This is a genomic window from Brevibacterium senegalense (assembly GCF_000285835.1).
Classification (GTDB): Bacteria; Actinomycetota; Actinomycetes; order Actinomycetales; family Brevibacteriaceae; genus Brevibacterium; species Brevibacterium senegalense.
The window spans coordinates 112953-131940 of record NZ_HE978600.1 but is presented as its reverse complement, the minus strand read 5'-3'; the positions used below and the strand labels follow the sequence as shown (position 1 = coordinate 131940).

Below are 18988 nucleotides of genomic sequence, written 5' to 3'. Positions count from 1 at the left end.
GATCGCCCCGTACCGATCGGAAGGAACACCTGTGAAGAAGACCGTGCTCGCCGCCACCGCGGCGGCCGTCCTCCTGCTCTCCGCGTGCAGCGCCGACGAGGCCGACCAGACCGCCGCGTCGCCCACGGCGGACGTGCAGCCGGCCTCGACCGCGCTGGACGAGGTGACCGTCGAGGGAGCGCCCGGCGAGAAGCCCACCGTCACGTTCGAGGCGCCGCTCGTCATCGAGGAGACGGAGTCCACCGTCGTCGCCGAGGGCGACGGGGAGACGGTCGAGGAGGGCCAGCAGGTCACCGCCCACATGACGCTCGTGTCCGGCACGAGCGGCGAGGTCGTCGAGTCGTCCTACGACGCGGACTCGCCGTCCGGCTTCCCCACGGACACGGAGCAGATCAACGAGGGGCTCTTCGACGCGGTCGTGGGCCAGAACGTGGGCTCCCGCGTGCTGCTCTCGCTCAACGGCGCGGCCTCGGCCGGTCAGGAGGCGGAGACGCTCGTCTACGTCATCGACATCGAGGGCGTCGAGGAGATCCCGGAGGCGCTCGAGCGCGCCGAGGGCGAGGAGCAGGACCTCCCGGAGGAGTTCCCGGCCGTGACCCGCGGGGACGACGGCTCCCCGTCGATCGAGCAGCCCGAGGGCGATGCGCCGGCAGAGCTGCAGACGGGCGTCGCGATCGAGGGCGACGGTCCCCAGGTCGAGGAGGGCCAGAACGTGTCCGTCCACTACACGGGCTGGCTGTGGGACGACGCGTCCGAGCCGTTCGACAGCTCGTGGGAGCGCGGCGAGCCGTTCGTCGTCCAGGGCGTGGGCTCCGCCCCTGTCATCGACGGCTGGAACGAGGCGCTCGTGGGCCAGAAGGTGGGCTCGCAGATCGTCGTCGTCATCCCGCCGGACAAGGGCTACGGCGACGGCGGCTCCCCGCCGTCCATCCCCGGCGGCGCGACCCTCGTGTTCGTCATCGACATCCTCTCGGCCGTGGGCTGACGCCCGGTCGACAGCGGACCGACTCAGAGCAAGGAGCATCACATGAGCAAGCAGAAGCCGGAGATCGACTTCCCGGGCGACGCCGCCCCGACGGACCTCGAGATCACCGACGACATCGTGGGCGAGGGCCCCGAGGCGAAGGCCGGCGACACCGTCGCCGTCCACTACGTGGGCGTGGCCCACTCGACGGGCGAGGAGTTCGACGCCTCGTACAACCGCGGCACCCCGCTGCAGTTCAAGCTGGGCGTGGGCATGGTCATCGCGGGCTGGGACCAGGGCGTCCAGGGCATGCGCGTGGGCGGACGCCGCACGCTGCGCATCCCGCCGCACCTGGCCTACGGCCCGAACGGCGTGCCCGGCGCGATCGGGCCGAACGAGAGCCTCGTCTTCGTGTGCGACCTCGAGGGGATCGCGGGCGCCTGAGCGCCGACACTCACGCGGCGGCGCCGCTGATCCGCACCTGCGGGTCAGCGGCGCCGCTGTCTGCTCTCAGCCCCCGATCCGCTGCGCGGCCAGCCTCCCGGCGGCGGCGGAGGCGAGGAACGCGATCGTGTCCTCGTCCAGTCCTCGGCCCATCGTCGACAGGCGCACCGGCGAGAACTCCAGCGCCTCCCGCAGCCCGTCCGTCGACACGTCGACGAGCGTGTGGCCGGCGGTCTCCAGCTGCGGCAGCTGCGCGTCCAGCGCGACGGTGACCGGGGCCTCGGCGGCGTCCTGCGATGACGACCGGGGGACCGGGACGAGGCAGCCCGGTCGGGCGACCCGTCCCACGGCCGTGAGCGTGTGGTGGGAGATGCCCAGGTGGCGCTCCCGCGCATCCGCCTGCGACATCCGCAGTGCGGCGATCGGCGTGCCGCCCAGCAGGGCGGCCGCATTCAGGTGATCGCCCACGACGAGGCCGGAGAAGCCGTAGGGCGTCCCCGTGCCCAGATTGCCCGGACCCTGGGACACGATGACGACGTCCGCGTTCGCCACGTGCACCGCGGCCAGCAGACCCGTGTGCACCGTGACGGCCTCGAGGTCGCCGCCGTGCGCCTGTCCCACGGTCACGGTCGTGTGCAGCAGGCCCGCCTCCTGCAGCCCCGCGACCGCCTGCGAGAACGACAGCGGCAGCGCCGCCCCGTCCGTCATGACGTAGGCGATGCGGGCCTCCGGCGCATCCGCCCGGACGCCCGCGATGATCGCCGGCAGTGCGGAGTGGAGGTCCGCGACGACGACCGGCGTGCCATACATGCCATCCGCCACTGCGAGCACGTCGTGGTGCGGCGACTCCTGGTCGTCGACGCCCAGGACCATCGTCTGCAGCGGCGAGTACCGGTCCTTCACGAGGTGACCGGGCCCCGGCGGGGGGTCAGCGGGCAACCGGTCGGGGATCGCCGTCACGAGCGCGAACCCGCCCGTGCCCAGGCGGCGTGCCAGCGCGGACACGTTCAGCAGCACCGCGTCATTCACCTCCGGCGCCCCCACGAGGTCCGTGTAGGCCAGCGCCCGGACGGTGAGGTCGCCGTCCCGCGGGGTGCCGTCCACCGCGGGGAGGGGCGAGTGGAGCTCGACGCGCACCTCCCGGGCCCCGGGACGGTCGGACAGGACTGCGCGGACTGTCGCGCGACGCCAGTGGATCATGGTGAGTACTGTAGGGGACGTGTCACGAGAGCGACGTCAGACCGAGCGGCTCATGAACCTGCTCATCGCCCTGCGCGCAGCGCGCGGCTGGACGGACAGGGATCAGCTGCGCCGCAGCATCGAGGAGTACGCGCAGCTGGACGACGTCGCCTTCGACCGCCAGTTCTCCCGCGACAAGGCGACCCTCGAGGAGCTGGGCATCGCGATCTCCTCGACCGCGTGGGACGACCCGTTCACGGGCGACACCGGCTACGGCTACCGGATCGAGGACGAGGGCTACGCGCTCACCCGTCTCGACTTCACCCCCGCCGAGGCCGCGGTCGTCTCCGTCGCGCAGTCGCTCCTGTCCGGCACTGCCCTGGCCGCGGACGCCCGCAGCGCCCTCAACAAGCTGCGCGGGCTGGGGGAGGGCTTCGAAGCCCCCGCCGCAGACCGGGAGGTCGAGGCCCAGGTCCCCACGACGGTCGCGGGGACGGCGTTCGCCGGCCTGCTGCGGGCGGTCGCGGACCGCCGCTGCGTCGTCTTCGACTACCGTCCGCCCGGCCGCGAACCCGCGCGCCGGACCCTCGAGCCGTACGCCCTCCTGACCCGCGGCGACCGGTCGTATGTGGTGGGCCGCGATGTCGACCGCGACGCGCTGCGCACGTTCCGGCTCTCCCGCATCACCGGCCGGGTCAGCCGTGCGCCCCGCCGCCGCGACGGCGACTACCGCATCCCGGAGGACTTCAGCGCGGCCGCGCACCTGCCGCAGGATCGCGCACCAGAACAGGTGGGGGAGCCGGGGCGGCGGGGCCGCACGACCGCGCACGAGGTCGTCCTCGCCGTTGCGCCCGACCGCGCGCTGCCGCTGCGCGAGGCCGCCCGCGGCACGGTCCCCCCGGTGCCCGCGGAATCGCCCACAATCCCGACCGGGTGGGACGTCCTCAGCCTGGGCGTCGACGACCTCGACGCCTTCGCCCACCGCCTGCTGGACTTCTCGCCGTCCGTCGTCGTGCTGGGGCCCCACGCCCTCCTGCGCACCCACGTCGATCTGCTGCGGCGCACCGCCGCCGCCCTGGAGGAGGCCCACGATGGCTGAGCGCGCCCAGGACCGCCTGTCCCGCCTGCTGGGGCTCGTCCCGTACCTGACCCGGCGGCCGGGCACGGACCTCGACGAGGTCGCCGCCCACTTCGGGGTGCCCCGCGCGCAGATCGTCGACGACCTCGAGCTCCTCTTCGTGACCGGCCGGCCCGGGCACATGCCGGACGACCTCATCGAGGCCGAATGGGGCAGCGGCGCCGTCTTCGTGGGCAACGCGGACGAGGTGTCCGTCCCGGTCCGGCTGAGCGCCCACGAGGCGGGCGGCCTGCTGCTGGCGCTCGACTACCTCGACTCCGCCCGGCAGGCGGAGCCGGAGGTCCTCGCGTCCGTGCGGGCGAAGCTCGCGACCGCCGCGGGCGAGGTCCCGGGCACCGCCGTCGATGCCGCCCCGCCGCGGATCCCGGCCGACCTGGCCGCGACGGTGCGCGCGGCGATCGAGACGGGGGAGACCCTCGACATCGACTACTACGTGCCGGCCCGCGACGAGCTGACCCGGCGGACGATCCGGCCGCTGCGTCTGCGCCTGGGGCGCGTCTGGTACCTCGACGCGCACTGCCTCACCGCCGGCGGTGACCGCTCCTTCGCCGTCGACCGCATCCGCAGCGCGACGCCCGCCGCGGCGTCCGTGCTCACGGACGGTGCCGCCGCACCGGCGGGGAACGGCGCGACGGCGGCGTCCGCGCAGGAGGACACGGGCCTCGACCTCGTGCTCTCCCCGGAGGCCGCGTGGCTGGCCGACGAACTGGATCCTGCCGCACAGGGCGGCACCCGCGTCGACGACGCCCGAGGCCCCGGCTCGGTCGCCGTGTCGCTCCCGCAGGCGGGACGCGCGTGGGCGGTCCGCCTGCTGACCGCGCACGGTGCCGGCGTCCGGGAGGCGCGCCCCGAGTCCGTCGTCTCCTCCGCGCTGCAGGCGACACGCGCGGCGCTGGCGCTCTACGACCGCGCCGACCCTCCCGCACAGGAGGAGCACGGGGCGAAGGACTAGACTGGTCCCCAGCATCGACCCAAGGAGCCTTCATGCGCCCGGAGCCCATCCACATCATCATCCTCGTCATCGTGATCCTCCTCATCTTCGGTGCGCCGAAGCTGCCGATGATCGCGAAGAACATCGGCAAGTCGCTCAAGGTGTTCAAGTCCGAGGTGGATGATCTGCGCACGGACAAGGACAAGGACGCCGGCGGGTCGGAGGAGGCCCCGCGCCAGATCCAGGAGCGGTCGTCCGCGCCCACCGTCGACGACGTGACCGGCGGGTCCGCGCAGCAGGCCGATCCGCAGACCGACGACGACTCGACGCGACGCTCCTGAGCGCACGGGCCACGGATCTGGTGGAGCAGCAGAACCCACGGAGCTGGAAGAGGTCGAAGAAGGATCCGGAGCGGCGCATGCCGCTGTCGGAGCACCTCATCGAGTTCCGCAACCGGATGATCGTCTGCGCCGTCGCGCTGGTGCTCGCGGCGGTGGCGGGCTGGATCCTCTACGACCCCGTGCTGGCGATCCTCCAGTTGCCGGTCGAGGAGATCGCGGCGCAGGAGGGGCGCGTCGCGGAGCTCAACTACGCGGGCGTCGCCTCGCCGTTCGACATGAAGGTCAAGGTGTCGCTCTTCATCGGCCTCATCCTGTCGTCGCCGGTGTGGATCCAGCAGCTGTGGGCGTTCATCGTGCCCGGACTCACGAAGACGGAGAAGCGCTACACGCTGGGCTTCGTCCTCGTGTCGATCCCGCTGTTCCTGGGCGGCGCGTGCCTCGCGTTCTTCGCCCTCCCCAACGCGGTGCGGGCGCTCACGGCGTTCACCCCGGAGGGGGCGAGCAACATCATCCCGGCGCAGGAGTACCTCTCCTTCGTCATGATCATCATCGTGGTGTTCGGCCTGGCGTTCGTGCTGCCGGTCATCATGGTGGGCCTCAACATGCTGGGCATCCTGTCCGCGGACCGCATCCGGAAGTCCTGGCGCATCGTCGTCCTCATCGTCTTCGTGTTCGCCGCGATCGCGACACCGGCGCCGGACGCGATCTCCATGTTCTTCCTCGTCATCCCCATGCTCGCGCTGTTCTTCGCGGCGTGGATCGTCTGCCTCCTGGGCGACCGGCGCCGGAAGCGGAAGCTCATGAGGGAGGGCCTGTGGGTCGACCCGGAGGAGGACTGAGCGCGTGACCGAAACGCACGACCTGCTGGACGGGTTCCAGGCGGAGCTGGGGTTCCGGCTCGACCGCTTCCAGCGGACCGCCTGCCAGGACCTCCTGGAGGACCGGTCCGTGCTGGTGGCGGCCCCCACGGGTGCCGGCAAGACCGTCATCGCGCAGTTCGCCGTCGCCCTGGCCCGCCATCGCGGCGTCCGGGTGTTCTACACCTCGCCCATCAAGGCGCTCAGCAACCAGAAGTACGCGGATTTCGTCCGCGACTTCGGTGCCGACCAGGTGGGCCTCCTGACGGGTGACACGTCCATCAACCGGTCTGCCCCCATCGTCGTCATGACGACCGAGGTGCTGCGGAACATGCTCCACTCGGGCGACGACCTCGCCGCCCTGGGGTTCGTCGTCCTCGACGAGGTCCACTACCTGGCGGACCGCTTCCGCGGCCCCGTGTGGGAGGAGGTCATCATCCACCTCCCCGCGCACGTGCGGATCGTGGGGCTGTCCGCGACGGTGTCGAACACGGAGGAGTTCGGCGCGTGGCTGCGCGAGGTCCGCGGCCAGCTGGACGTCGTCGTGACCGAGCACCGGCCCGTCCCCCTCCACAACCACGTGCTGGTCGACGGACGCATCAACCGGCTCTTCCGGGCGGGCTCGACGACGGAGCCGGACCCGGACCTCATCCGGGCGATCCGCTCGGTCGAGAACCGCGGTCAGCGCGGGGGCGGACGGGGCCGCAGACGGCCCCCGGCGCGCGTGCCGCGGACCTCCCGCCTGCAGATCCTCGAGCGGCTGGAGGAGGAGAACCTCCTGCCGGCGATCTTCTTCATCTTCTCGCGCAACGGCTGCGACGAGGCGGTCGAGCAGCTGCTGACCCACGGCATCGATCTCACGACGGACGAGGAGAAGCGGGCGATCGAGGAGCGCCTCGACGCGCTCGTCGCGCAGATGCCCCGCGAGGACCTGGGCATCCTGGGCTTCGGCACCTTCTCGTCCGGACTGCTGCACGGCTTCGCCGCCCACCACGCGGGGATGATCCCGCAGTTCAAGGAGCTCGTCGAGGAGCTCTTCGCGGCCGGCCACCTGCGTGCGGTGTTCGCGACGGAGACCCTGGCGCTGGGGATCAACATGCCCGCGCGCACCGTCGTGCTGGAGAAGCTCGTGAAGTTCAACGGCGAGGCGCACGTCCAGATCACGCCGGGGGAGTACACCCAGCTGACCGGTCGGGCCGGCCGCCGCGGCATCGACACGGAGGGGCACGCGGTCGTCGTGTGGCAGTCCGGCCTGGACGTCGCGGACATCGCAGCGCTGGCCTCGAAGCGCACGTACGCGCTGCGCAGTCAGTTCGTGCCCACGTACAACATGGCGGCGAACCTGCTGGACCGGATGGACCGCGAGTCCGCAGGCCGGGTCCTCGAGACCTCGTTCGCGCAGTTCCAGGCGGACACCGCCGTCGTGGGTCTCGCCCGGAAGCTGCGCCGCAACGAGGAGGGCATCGCCGGCTACCGGGAGTCGATGGCCTGCGACCGCGGCGACTTCGGGGAGTACGCCCGACTGCGCCGCGAGCTGTCCGTCGAGGAGAAGCGCCAGCGTCGGACCCGGACGAAGGCCCGCCAGCGCGATGTCATCGAGTCCCTGGGACTGCTGCGGGTGGGCGATGTCGTGACCCTGCCGTCGAAGCGCTCGCTGGGCGCCAGTGTCGTCCTGAGCCCGCTGCAGCGCCGCGACGGCGACACCCGCCTGCCCTCCGTGCTGTCGGAGACCGGGCGCGTGTGGCACCTGCGCCCCCACGAGGTGACGGAGCCCGCGCTCAAGCTGGGCCGGGTCAAGATGCCCAAGAAGTTCAACCACCGCGTCGCGGAGCAGCGCAGGCGCCTGGGGGACACGCTCGCGGAGGCGCTGGCCGACGGCCGCGTCACCGACCCCACGACCGCGCAGGCCCAGGCGCAGCAGGCGCGCGACGGCGACAGCCCGTCGTCCTCCGCGTCACCGCGCGTCGAGGAGCTGCGCGGCGCGATCCGCGCGCATCCGTGCCACTCCTGCCCCGATCGCGAGCACCACGCGCGGTGGGCGGAGCGGGCGGACCGGCTCGAAGCGGAGACCGCCGCGCTGCGGGCGAAGATCGACAGCCGGACGACGTCGATCGCGCTCGTCTTCGAGCGGGTGTGCGACGTGCTCACCTCCGTGGGCTTCCTGCCCGACGGGCGGGTCCTGCGTCGGATCTACGGGGAGCGCGACCTCGTGACGGCGCTCGCGGTGCGCGGCGGCGTCTTCGACGCGCTCAGCGAACCGGAGATCGCCGCACTGGCCTCGGGCCTCGTCTACAGCGCGCGCCAGCAGGACTCGTTCGGGCTGCCGCGCATGCCCACCGCGTCGCTGGACGCCGCTGTCCTCGACGTCCACGGGCTGTGGCGGACCGTCTCCGAGCTCGAGGGCTCCGCGCGGCTGTCCCGGACGCCGGAGCCGGACTTCGGGATCGGCCGCCTCCTCTACCGCTGGACGGAGGGCGATTCGCTCACCGCGACGCTCAAGGGCGCGGGGATCGCCGCCGGCGATTTCGTGCGCTGGGCGAAGCAGACCCTCGATGTCCTGGGACAGATCGCGGACGTGTGCGAGCCGGCGACCGCGGTGCGCGTGCGCCGCGCGGCGGAGTCGATCCGCCGCGGCGTCGTCGCGGAATGATGCGTCGCAGTCCGACTGCGACCCGGTGGCGGCCCCACGGGGCCGCCGGTGCCGCAGGTCAGTCGCGGCGGATGCGCTTGACGACGGACTCGAGATCGGAGCCGAACACGTTCTCCGTCGTGAGGTAGGTCCACGTGGACGACGGCCGCTTGAGGCCGTGCGCCGGCAGATCCAGGCCGTCCTCTCCCGGCTCCGCCTCGACGAGCACGGTCCGCGCCCGGTCGAGGACGTCGTCCCAGAACGTCGCGAACGCCTCGATCGACTCCGCGTTGAACGCCTCGTGGGGCTTCTCGCGCGCCAGGGTGCGCAGGTGGATGCCCTCGCGCAGGTCGTTGAGGTACGCGAGGTGCTCGACCCAGCGCTCGTCGATCGCGAACAGCAGCAGGTCGCGGATCGCCTCGTCGAGGATGTCCGCCGACGTCTGCTCCTCGATCTCCGCGACGCGGTCGTCCGCCAGCAGGTCGCGGACCTCCTGCGGTCCGCGGGCACCGGTGCGCACCTCGTCGCGGCGGTCGAGGACGAGCTGTCGCTGCTGCGCCATGAGCTCGTTGAAGCGCCACGTGTCGCGGTGGACGGCGGTGTTCTCGCCCTCCGCCATCCGCTGCGCGTGCTCGACGAGCAGTGCCGCGCGCTTCGCCGTGATGAGGCCGGTCTCGTCGCCCTCCTCGAGGAAGCGCTGCGCCTCCGGCACGCGGCTCATGAGCTCGTCCTCGAGGCTCGTGAAGAAGACGGAGCTGCCCGGATCGCCCTGGCGGCCCGCACGGCCGCGCAGCTGGTCGTCCAGGCGCGAGGACTCGTAGCGGCCCGCACCGATGACGAGGAGTCCGCCGGCGTCGGCCACGTCCGCGTCACCCAGCCGGATGTCCGTGCCGCGGCCGGCCATCTGCGTCGACACCGTGACGGCCCCGGCCCGGCCGGCGCCCGCGATGATCTGCGCCTCGCGCGTGTCGTCCTTCGCATTGAGGACCTCGCACTCGATGCCGCGCTCGCGCAGTCGTGCGGCCAGCGATTCGCTCTCCGCCACCGAGCGGGTGCCCACGAGGACCGGGCGGTCCGCCGCGTGGGCGCGGGCGACCTCCTCGACGATCGCCCGCTCCTTCGACTCCTGGTACGTGAAGAGGCGGTCCGGCTCATCGACGCGGATGACGGGCTCGTGCGGGTCGACCGCGACGATCTCGAGCGAGTAGAACTCGCGCAGGTCCTCGCCCACGGCCAGCGCGGTGCCGGTCATGCCGCACACGCGCGTGTAGGAGTGGATGAGCTCCTCGACGGTCATCTGGTCGAGGATCTCCCCGCTCGTCGAGGTCTCGAGGCTCTCCTTCGCCTCGACCGCGGCCTGCAGCCCGTCCGGCCAGCGCTGCAGCTGCGCGACGCGACCGCGGGCCGCGTCGATGAGCCGGATCTCGCCGTCGCTCACGAGGTAGTCGACGTCGCGGTGGACGAGCATGCGCGCGTAGAGCGCGATGTTGACGGCGGCCAGCGTCTGCGCGTCGTCGCCGTAGAGCTCGACGTCGAGGATCCGCTCGACCTCGTCGATGCCCGCGGGGGAGAGGGCGACGGACCGGCGGTCCTCGCTCACCTCGATGTGCGTCTGGGCATCCAGCTGCGCCACGAGGCGGGCGATGCGCCGATCGGCCTCCTCGCGGATCGTCGACCCCGCCAGCACGAGCGGCACGCGGGCCTCGTCGATGAGGACGGAGTCCGCCTCGTCGACGATGACGACATCGCGAGCCTCGACCCGGACGTCCTCGTCCGGCAGCCGGAAGCGGTCCCGCAGGACGTCGAAGCCGATCTCGGAGACGGACCCGTAGACGACCTCGGCGCGATAGGCCTCACGGCGCTGCTCGTCGGACTTCGCACCGGACACGGAATCGGCGCTCACGCCCAGGAGGTCGAAGAGCGGTCCCATCCAGTCGCGGTCACGGACCGCCAGGTAGTCATTCACGCTCACGACGTGTACGCGGCGGCCCTGCAGGGCGTAGCCCGCAGCGGCCAGCGCACCCACGAGGGTCTTCCCCTCGCCGGTGAGCATCTGCACGATCGTGCCGTCCAGCAGGCCGATGAGTCCGCGCAGCTGCGGGTCGTAGGGACGCTCTCCCAGTGCGCGTTCCGCCGCCTCGCGGGCGAGTGCCGCGAAGCGGACCAGCTGGTCCTCGCGACCGCCGGTCTCGAAGAGCGTGCGCGCGGTCTCCGACAGCTCCGCATCGGTCTGCTGCGCGTACTCCTCACCGTGGCGGTCGAGGTCGGCCTGTGCGCGATCGAACCATCCGACACGCCTGTCGGCCTGCGCTCCTGGACGGTTGAGCAGTCGAGAGAGGAAACCCATGCGCGTCAGTCTAGGGGTTCGAGGGGCCAGTCGCCGTTCACGGTCGCTGAGGGTCTCCTGCGACGCAGGAACTCCTGCAGCGAGGCCGCCTGCTCCCTCTTCCAGTCGATCTGCGAGGCGTGCAGATCGTCGGCGCTCAGCTGCGCGAGCGCGGACGAGGTGCGGGACTGCGCCAGGGCGATGAGCCCCGCGGCGCGTGCGTCCTCCAGTGCGTCGTGCGCATCCGCGAGCGGCGCGCCGTAGTGCTCGGCGACCGCGGTGAGGGTGCGCGGGCCCCTGCGGAACCGGTCGATCTGCCGGTCGATCACGAGTGTGTCGACGACGGGCGGCAGCCCGGCCAGCAGATCCTGCGGAGCGGCCAGCAGGCCTCCGCGCACGGCCTCGGCGGCCAGCACCGTGAGGTCGTAGACGATGTTGTGCCCGGCCAGCACGGTGCCGCGCTCACGCAGCGAGGCGATCGCGGCGAGGATCTGCGGCAGCGCCAGGGCGGTGGGGGTGCCCTCCGCGCGCACGCGCGCGGTCGTGATCCCGTGGACGCGCTGGGACTCCTCGGGGATCTCGATCCCCGGGTCCACGAGCCACGTGAGCGCCGGACCCTCCCCTCCGTCCGCGAACGGCACGAGGGCGGCGGAGACGATCCGTCCGGTCGCCGGGTCGACACCGGTCGTCTCGAGGTCGAACGCGCAGAGGTTCCGCGCCCACCCGGTCACGGCGGCGCCGGCCTCGCCCCCGCCGGCGGTGGGCGCGGCCGCAGACGCGGCGGAGGTCTGCGAGGCGGCCGTGGACGGGGCGGGGGAGGACTCGACGGGCGCTCCCAGCGCCTCGAGGAGACGGGCGACGGAGCGCTCGACGCCCCAGTCCGTTCCCAGGGCGACGGCGCGGGCCCGATCGGGAGCCCCTCCGGCCTCCTCGACGAACTCCCGCACATCCAGATCCGTGAGCCCCTCCATGACGCGGGCACCCGCGCGGACCGCGTCCGCGTGCTCGAGGATGCTCGTCCGCCGCAGATCGGACAGGCCGTGCTCCTTCGACCCCGCCTGCGCCGCCGCGATGATCTCCTCGAGACCGCCGAAGCCCGCGACCAGCTTCGCCGCGGTCTTCTCGCCGATGCGCGGGGCGCCGGGGATGCCGTCCGAGGGGTCCCCGCGCAGCGCCGCGAGCGCTCGGTACGCGGTCCCGTCGGCCACCCCGTAGAGGCCCGGCAGGTCTTCGGGCGCCGTCGTCTCCCAGCGGCCGCCGGTCCGCGGACGGTGGACCCGCACGCGCCGCCCCGGTTCCAGCAGTGCCAGCAGATCGCGGTCGGAGGAGACGACCACGACCTCGGTGTCCGTCGTCTGGGCGACGATCGAGGCGATGACATCGTCGGCCTCGGTGCCCGGGACCTCGGCGATGGGGATGCCCACGGCGGACAGCGCGTCGAAGATGACGGGCAGCTGCTCCTCGAGCTCCGGGGGCGTCTCCGTGCCGCGGGCCTCGTCGGTGATGCGGTGCGCCTTGTACTCCGGCAGGATCGCGGTGCGGAAGTCCGGCCGCCAGTCCGCGTCCATGGCGGCGATGATGCGACGCGAGTCCCACTGCTGCACCAGCTGCGCGATCGTGTCGAGCAGGCCCCGCACCGCGTGGACCGGGCGGCCGTGCGGCGAGCGGATCGTGTCCGGCAGACCGTGGAACGACCGGTAGTAGAGGGCGGGGGTGTCGAGGACGAGCAGCGGTGATGTCACGAGCGCCACCCTACCGGGTGGGCCGCGCGCGCACGGGTGCGTGAGAGGATCGCGGCATGACTGAGACTGCTTCGATCCTGTCCCGCGGCGACGTGTACTCGAGCGCCGATCCGTTCGCCACCGCGATCGCCTTCACGGGTCCCGCGGTGTCGTGGGTGGGGGAGGACGAGGCAGCCGCGGTGGCCGACGGTCTGCAGATCGATCTGGACGGCGATCTCGTGGCGCCCGGCTTCGTCCACGCGGGCCTGCGCCTGACCGGCGACGATCCGGACCCGGCCGCCCTGCTGGCCGCCGGCATCACCTCCGTCCACGTGCTGGGGGAGTCCGCGCATGTCGACGCGTTCCTCGCCGCCGCGCCGGCCGCACTGGCGGTCACGGCCTATCCGCGGGGCGCGGACGGGGAGCGGGCCTCGCTGCCCGCCGCGGACCTCGCCGCGCACGCGCAGGACGACCGCGCCCTCTACGTCACGATCGCGGATGCGGACCAGCTGGCCGCGGCTCTGGAGGTCCTCGCCGACCCCCAGGTCCGGACCCGGTCCCAGCGCCGTCTCTGGCGCCTGCACCTGGACCTCCCCGTCCCCGCGGACGCGGTCGAGTCGCTCGCGGCGACCGGAGTCGGCCTCACGCTCGACCCGGCCCGGCACGCACAGCCCCTGGCCCCGCTGCTGTCCGCCGGTGCGCAGGTGAGCTTCGCGCTGGACACCGCGCAGCCGTGGGAGACCGTCGCGGCGGCCGTCTACCGGACGGAGGCCGGCATCTCCGCCCGCGCTGCCTTCAACGCGGCCACCCGGTTCGGCTTCCGCGCGCTGGGCCGCCACGAGGGCGGCGTCCTGGCACCGGGCGCGGAGGCCACCGCCGTGCGGTGGCGCGTGGGCGAGCTCGTCGTGCAGGTCGCGGACGAGCGGCTGGCCGCGTGGAGCACCGACCCGCGCTCCGGGACACCCGGTCTGCCCGACCTCGCGGACGACGCGCCGCGCCCCGAGGTCGCGCAGGTGTGGGTGCGCGGTGAGCAGGTGGCGACCGGGGCCTCGGGCACGGCCTGAGTCTCCCACCGCTCCGGTTGCGGCGGGTGGGGAGCGTCGGTAGATTGCTCTCAGGCGCCCCCAGGGGCGAGGCCCGGCGACGACGACCATTAGACAACGTCCTCCCTGCGGGGAGGCGGCCCGAAGGTCGTCGCGCCGGGCCTGTTGTCTCTGCGGGGCGACCGCGGTCCGAGCCTGCGGCCTCGGCTAGGATGACGGCGATGAGAACACTCGTAGTGATCCCCACGTACAACGAGATCGACTCGCTGCCGCACACCCTCGAGGCGCTGCACCGGTGGGTCCCCGACGCGGACCTCCTGGTCGTGGACGACGGCTCGCCGGACGGCACGGGCGACTGGGCGGACGCACGCGCACAGGAGGACACCCGGGTGCGGGTGCTCCACAATCCCGCGAAGGGCGGCCTGGGCGCCGCGTACCTCGCGGGCTTCCGGGAGGCGCTGGCCGGGGACTGGGAGATCATCTGCGAGATGGACGCGGACGGCTCCCATCGCGGCCGCGACCTGCCGCAGCTCCTGGCCGCCGTGCGCGACGGCGCGGACCTGGCGATCGGCTCGCGCTGGGTGCCCGGCGGTGCGGTCGTGAACTGGCCGCGCAACCGCCACGTGCTGTCGCGCGGAGCCAACGTCTACGCGAACGTCCTCATGGGACTGGGCGTCCACGATGCGACCGCGGGCTTCCGCGCGTTCCGCCGGACGACCCTCGAGGCGATCCACCTGGACGACGTCGAATCCGCCGGCTACTGCTTCCAGATCGACATGACCCGCCGCGTCAAGGACGCGGGACTCACGATCACCGAGGTCCCGGTCACCTTCGTCGAGCGCGAGCTGGGGGAGTCGAAGATGAACGGCGACATCATCGGCGAGGCCCTGGTGCGCGTCGTGCGGTGGGGAGCGCAGCGGCGGGCGCGCCAGCTGCGCTCGCTCGTGTCCCGCTGACGGGACGTCCCGGGGGACGAGAAGCACTGAGCCCCGCCCGATCCGTCTGCGACGGTCCGGGCGGGGCTCCTTCTGTGGGGCCGCGGCGCTCAGCTGGAGGCCGGCAGGTCCCCGCGGCGGTAGGCGAGGCGCTCGTCCAGGAGGACCTGGAGCTCCTCGAAGGACCGGCGCTCCAGCAGCATGTCCCAGTGCGTGCGGACCGGCTTGGTCTCCGTCTCCTCGACGTCGCCGCCGTCCACGCGGATCCCGATGCCGTGCGTGCCGGAGTCCCACTGGGCGGGGATGTCCGCCTCCATGGAGAACGGCACCGTGAACGTGTGCCCGTCCTCGCAGCGGTACTCGATCTGCTGGCGCGGAGCCGGCTCGACGCCCACCTCGGACTCGAGGCTGCGCGATCCCAGCTGCGTGCCCCTGAGGCTGCGCTCGCTCATGTGATCCTCACTTCTCCCGTTCCGCGGGACGGCCCGCGGACGCTGTCGACGCATGGTACTGGTGTCACCGAATCCAACAGTCTACCCGCCCCGCGCATTCCCGCGCGCCGCCGTTGACCGCGAACACCGCGGCGGGGGACCATGGGACCATGACCAGCACGCGCGAGCCCATCGAACCCGACGACGTCTACGAATCCGTCGAGTGGACCGCAGGACGGCGTCTGCGCCGTGCCGCGGACACGCTCGCGCGCGGTGCCGGCACCGCCTCCCGCACCGCGCAGGGCGCCGCCCAGCAGGCACGTCAGCTGGCCGGTGGAGCCGCCCGCTTCGCCCGCACGACCGCCACCCGCGCGGCCGCGCCCGGGGGAGCGGTCGACTGGACGGAGGAGCGCCTCACCCGCGTCCTGGGCGACGTGTCCCAGCGCGTCCCGGGGAAGGGCGAGCGGACGGACCGCGCCTTCAGCACGGCGCAGTCCACGGTCGCCGTGGGCGCCCGCCAGGCCCGCCGCCTGCTGCGCGGCTGACCCCGCCGTGGCGGTCGAGGTCGACCGACGCACCCTCATCGGCCTGCGCATCCTGGCGCAGGGGCTGCTGCCCGCGCATCGGATCAGTGAGGCGACGGGGGCGGAAGCGGTCACGCAGGTCGCGGCCGCCTTCGGCGCGCACCAGGGACAGGACCTGCCCGGCGTGGTCGCGTCCCTGGCGCTGCGCACCCCCGGAGGCACGGATGCGGTGACGGCCGCGTTCACCGCGGGCACCCTGGTGCGCGGCTACCCCATGCGCGGCACAGTCTTCGCAGTGGCGGCCGCGGACCTGCGGTGGATGACCCAGCTGTGCGCGCAGCCCGCGATCCGGGCGGCGATCGCCCGCAGGCCCGCGCTGGGTCTCGACGAGTCCGATGTCGGACGGGCGCAGGAGATCCTCCTGGCGGTGACGGAGGGGCGCTCCCGGCCGGGCGGCGACGCGGAGACCGGGAGCGGTGTCCCGCGCGCGGATCTCTTCGAGGCGTGGAACGCGGCCGGCCTCGACCCCACCGGCGGACGCGGCTACCACCTGCTCGTCCACCTCCTCTCGACCGGTGCGGCCGCCTACGGACCGTGGACCGGCACGGACACGGCCGTCGTCGCGGCGGAGTCCTGGCTGCCGGACGGGTCGAGCCTCGAGGACCGGTTCGACGGGGACCGGACCGCGGCGACGGCCGCACTGCTGCTCCGCTACCTCACCTCGCACGGGCCCGCGACGCTGCGGGACTTCGCCTGGTGGACGAAGCTGCCCCTCACCCTCATCCGCGCGGCCCTCCCGCTCGTCGAGGACCGGCTGGAGACTTGCCGGATCCCCGGCACGGACGAACCCGCGCACCTGCGGCCCGGACTGCTCGACGAATACGAGGCCGCGCAGAAGGACGCGATGCGCGAACTGCTGCTGCCCGGCTTCGACGAGCTGATGCTGGGATATCCCGATCGGCTCGCGCTCATGGACCAGGACGCGCACGATGCGCTGGTGCCGGGCAACAACGGGGTCTTCAAGCGCTCGGCGATCCGGCGGGGACAGGTCGTGGGGCTCTGGACCCGGAAGGGTCCCGCCGGGCGCCGCACGCTCCGGCTCGACCCGGTCGCCGCGATCAGCCCGGCGCAGCGGAAGCGCTTCGAGACGCTCTTCGCGGCCTTCCCCTACACTGCACCCTGACCTCCGCCGCGCCGGCCTCCGCCCGGTGAGGTCCGTCCTCCACTCCCACCACGCCTCCGAGGAGCCCGTCGTGAACACTCAGCCCCGCTCCGCCGACGCACACGACAGCATCCGGGTCCACGGCGCACGGGAGAACAACCTCCAGGACGTGGACGTCTCCCTGCCCAAGCGGCGGCTCACCGCCTTCACGGGCGTCTCCGGCTCCGGGAAGAGCTCCCTGGTCTTCGGCACGATCGCCGCGGAGTCCCAGCGGCTCATCAACGAGACGTACCCCGCCTTCGTGCAGGGCTTCATGCCCGCACTGGGCCGTCCGGACGTCGACCGACTCGAGGGCCTCACGACCGCGATCATCGTCGACCAGGAGCGCCTGGGGTCGAATCCCCGCTCCACCGTGGGCACGGCGACGGACGCGAACGCGATGCTGCGCGTCCTCTTCTCCCGGATCGCGACGCCGCACATCGGGGGACCGCAGGCCTACTCGTTCAACGTCGCCTCCGCCTCCGGCGCCGGTGCGGTCACCCTCGAGCGGCCGGACGGGTCGACGACCCGCGAGAAGCGCGAGTTCTCCGTGGTGGGCGGCATGTGCCCGCGCTGCGAGGGGACGGGGACCAGCCACGACGTCGATCTGGGCGCCCTGTACGACGACACGCTGTCGCTGGACGAGGGTGCGCTCACGATCCCCGGCTACAAGGCCGGCGGCTGGATGGTGCGCTTCTACTCCGAATCCGGACTGGTGCCCGGGGACGTGCCCATCCGGGACTTCACGCGGAAGCAGCTGGACGACTTCCTCTGGAAGGAGCCCACGAAGATGAAGTTCCGCGGGATCAACTCGACCTACGAGGGTCTGGTCCCGCGGATCCGGAAGTCGATGTTCACGAAGGACCGCGAGTCGATGCAGCCGCACATCCGCGAGTTCGTCGACCGCGCCTTCACGACCGTCGCCTGCCCGGACTGCGAGGGCACCCGGCTGTCCGCGGCCACCCGCTCCTCGACGATCGGCGGGATGTCGATCGCGGACGCGTGCGCGCTGGAGATCAGCGCACTGGCCGACTGGGTGCGCGATCTCGACGAGCCGTCCGTCGCCCCGCTGCTGACGGGACTCACCCAGCTGCTCGACTCACTCGTGCACCTGGGCCTGGGCTACCTGTCGCTCGAGCGCCCCTCCGGCTCGCTGTCCGGCGGTGAGGCGCAGCGGGTCAAGATGGTCCGCCAGCTGGGGTCCCCGCTCACGGACGTCACGTACGTCTTCGACGAGCCCACGACCGGACTGCACCCGCACGACATCGCGCGCATGAACGAACTGCTCCTGCAGCTGCGCGACAAGGGCAACACGGTCCTCGTCGTCGAGCACAAGCCGGAGACCATCGCGATCGCGGACCGCGTCGTGGACCTGGGCCCCGGACCCGGAGCGGACGGCGGTCGGATCGTCTTCGAGGGCACGGTCGCGCAGCTCGTGGCCGACGGTTCGACGCTGACCGGCCGGCACCTGGCCGCCTACGTGGGGGAGTGACGCGTCCGGGCGGGTGGAGGACGTTCCGGTCGTCGGACGGTCAGGGAGCGCCGAGGCACCTCTGCGCGAATCCACACGGCGCAGAGCCCGTCGGGGCTTCCGTCCACCGGGGTGCGGTCACTAACGTGCCAGGCGGCGCGGATCCGGACACGGACCCGCGCACGCCGTGCACCGCACGACGTCGGTTGAAGCGAGGAGCGCACCGGACGGGGGAGCCCCGCCCCTGTGCTCCGAAGGAGAACGACACCGTGAACACGAACGCGACTGCGACGACGCGCCCCCGCCTGACCGGGGCCGGCGCCCTGCGCCGGATCGGTCTGCTGGGAGGAGCCGGGGCGATCGCCCTGACCGGTATGGCGGCGGGCGTGGGCTCGCCGTCCGCGCAGGCGGCCGACTCCGAGGGCGTCTGGGACCGGGTCGCCGAATGCGAGTCCGGCGGCGACTGGAGCATCAACACGGGCAACGGCTACTACGGCGGACTGCAGTTCTCCCTCCAGACCTGGGAGGCCTTCGGCGGTGAGGGCATGCCGCACGAGGCGAGCAAGCAGGAGCAGATCCGGATCGCGCAGAACACGCTCGAGGAGCAGGGACCCGGCGCCTGGCCCGTCTGCAGCGAGGAGGCCGGCCTCACGAAGGAGAACGGCATGGCCGACGACGGCGACGGTTCGGACGACGGCACGTCGGACGACGACTCCAGCGGCAGGCCGGAGCTGGGCGGCGCCTGAGGCGCACCGGCCTCGGGGGCACCCAGCGCCCCAGGGCGGCGGCACGGTCGGACCGTGCCGCCGCCCTTCGCGTGTGCGGGAAGGTGCCTGCGCACGCTTTTGAACGC

The 18988-nt window shown here is 72.8% G+C and carries 16 protein-coding genes and 1 pseudogene; 13 read left to right on the top strand and 4 right to left on the bottom strand.

What is annotated here, in order from left to right; translation table 11 throughout:
- Nucleotides 1-31 precede the first annotated feature (31 nt).
- Nucleotides 32-985: an FKBP-type peptidyl-prolyl cis-trans isomerase gene (locus HGBR_RS00610; protein WP_019157397.1), complete on the top strand. Its 954-nt coding sequence runs from the start codon at nt 32-34 to the stop codon at nt 983-985.
- 42 nt (nt 986-1027) lie between these two features.
- Nucleotides 1028-1408, top strand: coding sequence for an FKBP-type peptidyl-prolyl cis-trans isomerase (locus HGBR_RS00605; RefSeq protein WP_019157396.1), 381 nt, complete (start codon nt 1028-1030; stop codon nt 1406-1408).
- 66 nt (nt 1409-1474) lie between these two features.
- Here the strand turns inward: HGBR_RS00605 and HGBR_RS00600 are convergent, their stop codons facing one another.
- Nucleotides 1475-2608 (bottom strand): DUF3866 family protein, encoded by a 1134-nt coding sequence (locus HGBR_RS00600; RefSeq protein WP_019157395.1) that lies wholly within the window; start codon nt 2606-2608, stop codon nt 1475-1477.
- Between the two features lie 19 nt (nt 2609-2627).
- On the opposite strand from HGBR_RS00600, the gene HGBR_RS15795 reads away from it, so the two are divergent.
- From HGBR_RS15795 to HGBR_RS00575, 5 genes are all read left to right on the top strand, one after another.
- The gene (locus tag HGBR_RS15795) at nt 2628-3686 is read left to right on the top strand and encodes a helix-turn-helix transcriptional regulator (protein ID WP_161601828.1); all 1059 of its coding nucleotides are present in this window, start codon (nt 2628-2630) and stop codon (nt 3684-3686) included.
- The gene (locus HGBR_RS00590) at nt 3679-4677 is read left to right on the top strand and encodes a helix-turn-helix transcriptional regulator (protein ID WP_019157393.1); all 999 of its coding nucleotides are present in this window, start codon (nt 3679-3681) and stop codon (nt 4675-4677) included. The genes HGBR_RS15795 and HGBR_RS00590 overlap by 8 nt, the downstream gene beginning before the upstream one ends.
- 32 nt (nt 4678-4709) lie before the next feature.
- Complete coding sequence (locus HGBR_RS15790; protein WP_019157392.1) at nt 4710-4997, top strand: twin-arginine translocase TatA/TatE family subunit; 288 nt, start codon at nt 4710-4712, stop codon at nt 4995-4997.
- Between the two features lie 77 nt (nt 4998-5074).
- Nucleotides 5075-5836 carry a twin-arginine translocase subunit TatC gene (tatC, locus tag HGBR_RS00580; RefSeq protein ID WP_040364540.1) on the top strand — a complete coding sequence of 254 codons (762 nt, stop codon included), beginning with the start codon at nt 5075-5077 and terminating at the stop codon, nt 5834-5836.
- A gap of 4 nt (nt 5837-5840) precedes the next feature.
- The gene (locus HGBR_RS00575; protein WP_019157390.1) at nt 5841-8504 is read left to right on the top strand and encodes a DEAD/DEAH box helicase; all 2664 of its coding nucleotides are present in this window, start codon (nt 5841-5843) and stop codon (nt 8502-8504) included.
- A 58-nt stretch (nt 8505-8562) separates the two neighbouring features.
- Here HGBR_RS00575 and secA2 read toward each other — a convergent pair whose 3' ends face one another.
- The gene (gene secA2 / locus HGBR_RS00570; protein ID WP_019157389.1) at nt 8563-10830 is read right to left on the bottom strand and encodes an accessory Sec system translocase SecA2; all 2268 of its coding nucleotides are present in this window, start codon (nt 10828-10830) and stop codon (nt 8563-8565) included.
- A 5-nt stretch (nt 10831-10835) separates the two neighbouring features.
- Complete coding sequence (locus HGBR_RS18540; RefSeq protein WP_019157388.1) at nt 10836-12551, bottom strand: exonuclease domain-containing protein; 1716 nt, start codon at nt 12549-12551, stop codon at nt 10836-10838.
- Between the two features lie 56 nt (nt 12552-12607).
- On the opposite strand from HGBR_RS18540, the gene HGBR_RS15780 reads away from it, so the two are divergent.
- Complete coding sequence (locus HGBR_RS15780; RefSeq protein WP_019157387.1) at nt 12608-13594, top strand: amidohydrolase family protein; 987 nt, start codon at nt 12608-12610, stop codon at nt 13592-13594.
- Between the two features lie 200 nt (nt 13595-13794).
- Nucleotides 13795-14529, top strand: coding sequence for a polyprenol monophosphomannose synthase (locus tag HGBR_RS00555; protein ID WP_026077218.1), 735 nt, complete (start codon nt 13795-13797; stop codon nt 14527-14529).
- 89 nt (nt 14530-14618) lie between these two features.
- Here HGBR_RS00555 and HGBR_RS00550 read toward each other — a convergent pair whose 3' ends face one another.
- Nucleotides 14619-14960 (bottom strand): RNA polymerase-binding protein RbpA, encoded by a 342-nt coding sequence (locus HGBR_RS00550; RefSeq protein ID WP_019157385.1) that lies wholly within the window; start codon nt 14958-14960, stop codon nt 14619-14621.
- Between the two features lie 149 nt (nt 14961-15109).
- Between HGBR_RS00550 and HGBR_RS00545 the strand changes: the two genes are divergently transcribed.
- From HGBR_RS00545 to HGBR_RS15775, 4 genes and pseudogenes are all read left to right on the top strand, one after another.
- Entirely contained in the window at nt 15110-15484 is a 375-nt protein-coding gene (locus tag HGBR_RS00545; RefSeq protein ID WP_019157384.1) for a hypothetical protein, read from the top strand.
- Nucleotides 15485-15491: 7 nt separating this feature from the next.
- Nucleotides 15492-16646 carry a winged helix DNA-binding domain-containing protein gene (locus tag HGBR_RS00540; RefSeq protein WP_019157383.1) on the top strand — a complete coding sequence of 385 codons (1155 nt, stop codon included), beginning with the start codon at nt 15492-15494 and terminating at the stop codon, nt 16644-16646.
- Between the two features lie 70 nt (nt 16647-16716).
- A pseudogene (locus tag HGBR_RS00535) lies at nt 16717-18135 on the top strand (excinuclease ABC subunit UvrA); the annotation flags it as partial.
- Nucleotides 18136-18404: 269 nt separating this feature from the next.
- Nucleotides 18405-18881 carry a transglycosylase family protein gene (locus tag HGBR_RS15775; RefSeq protein ID WP_019157381.1) on the top strand — a complete coding sequence of 159 codons (477 nt, stop codon included), beginning with the start codon at nt 18405-18407 and terminating at the stop codon, nt 18879-18881.
- The last annotated feature ends 107 nt before the right edge of the window (nt 18882-18988 follow it).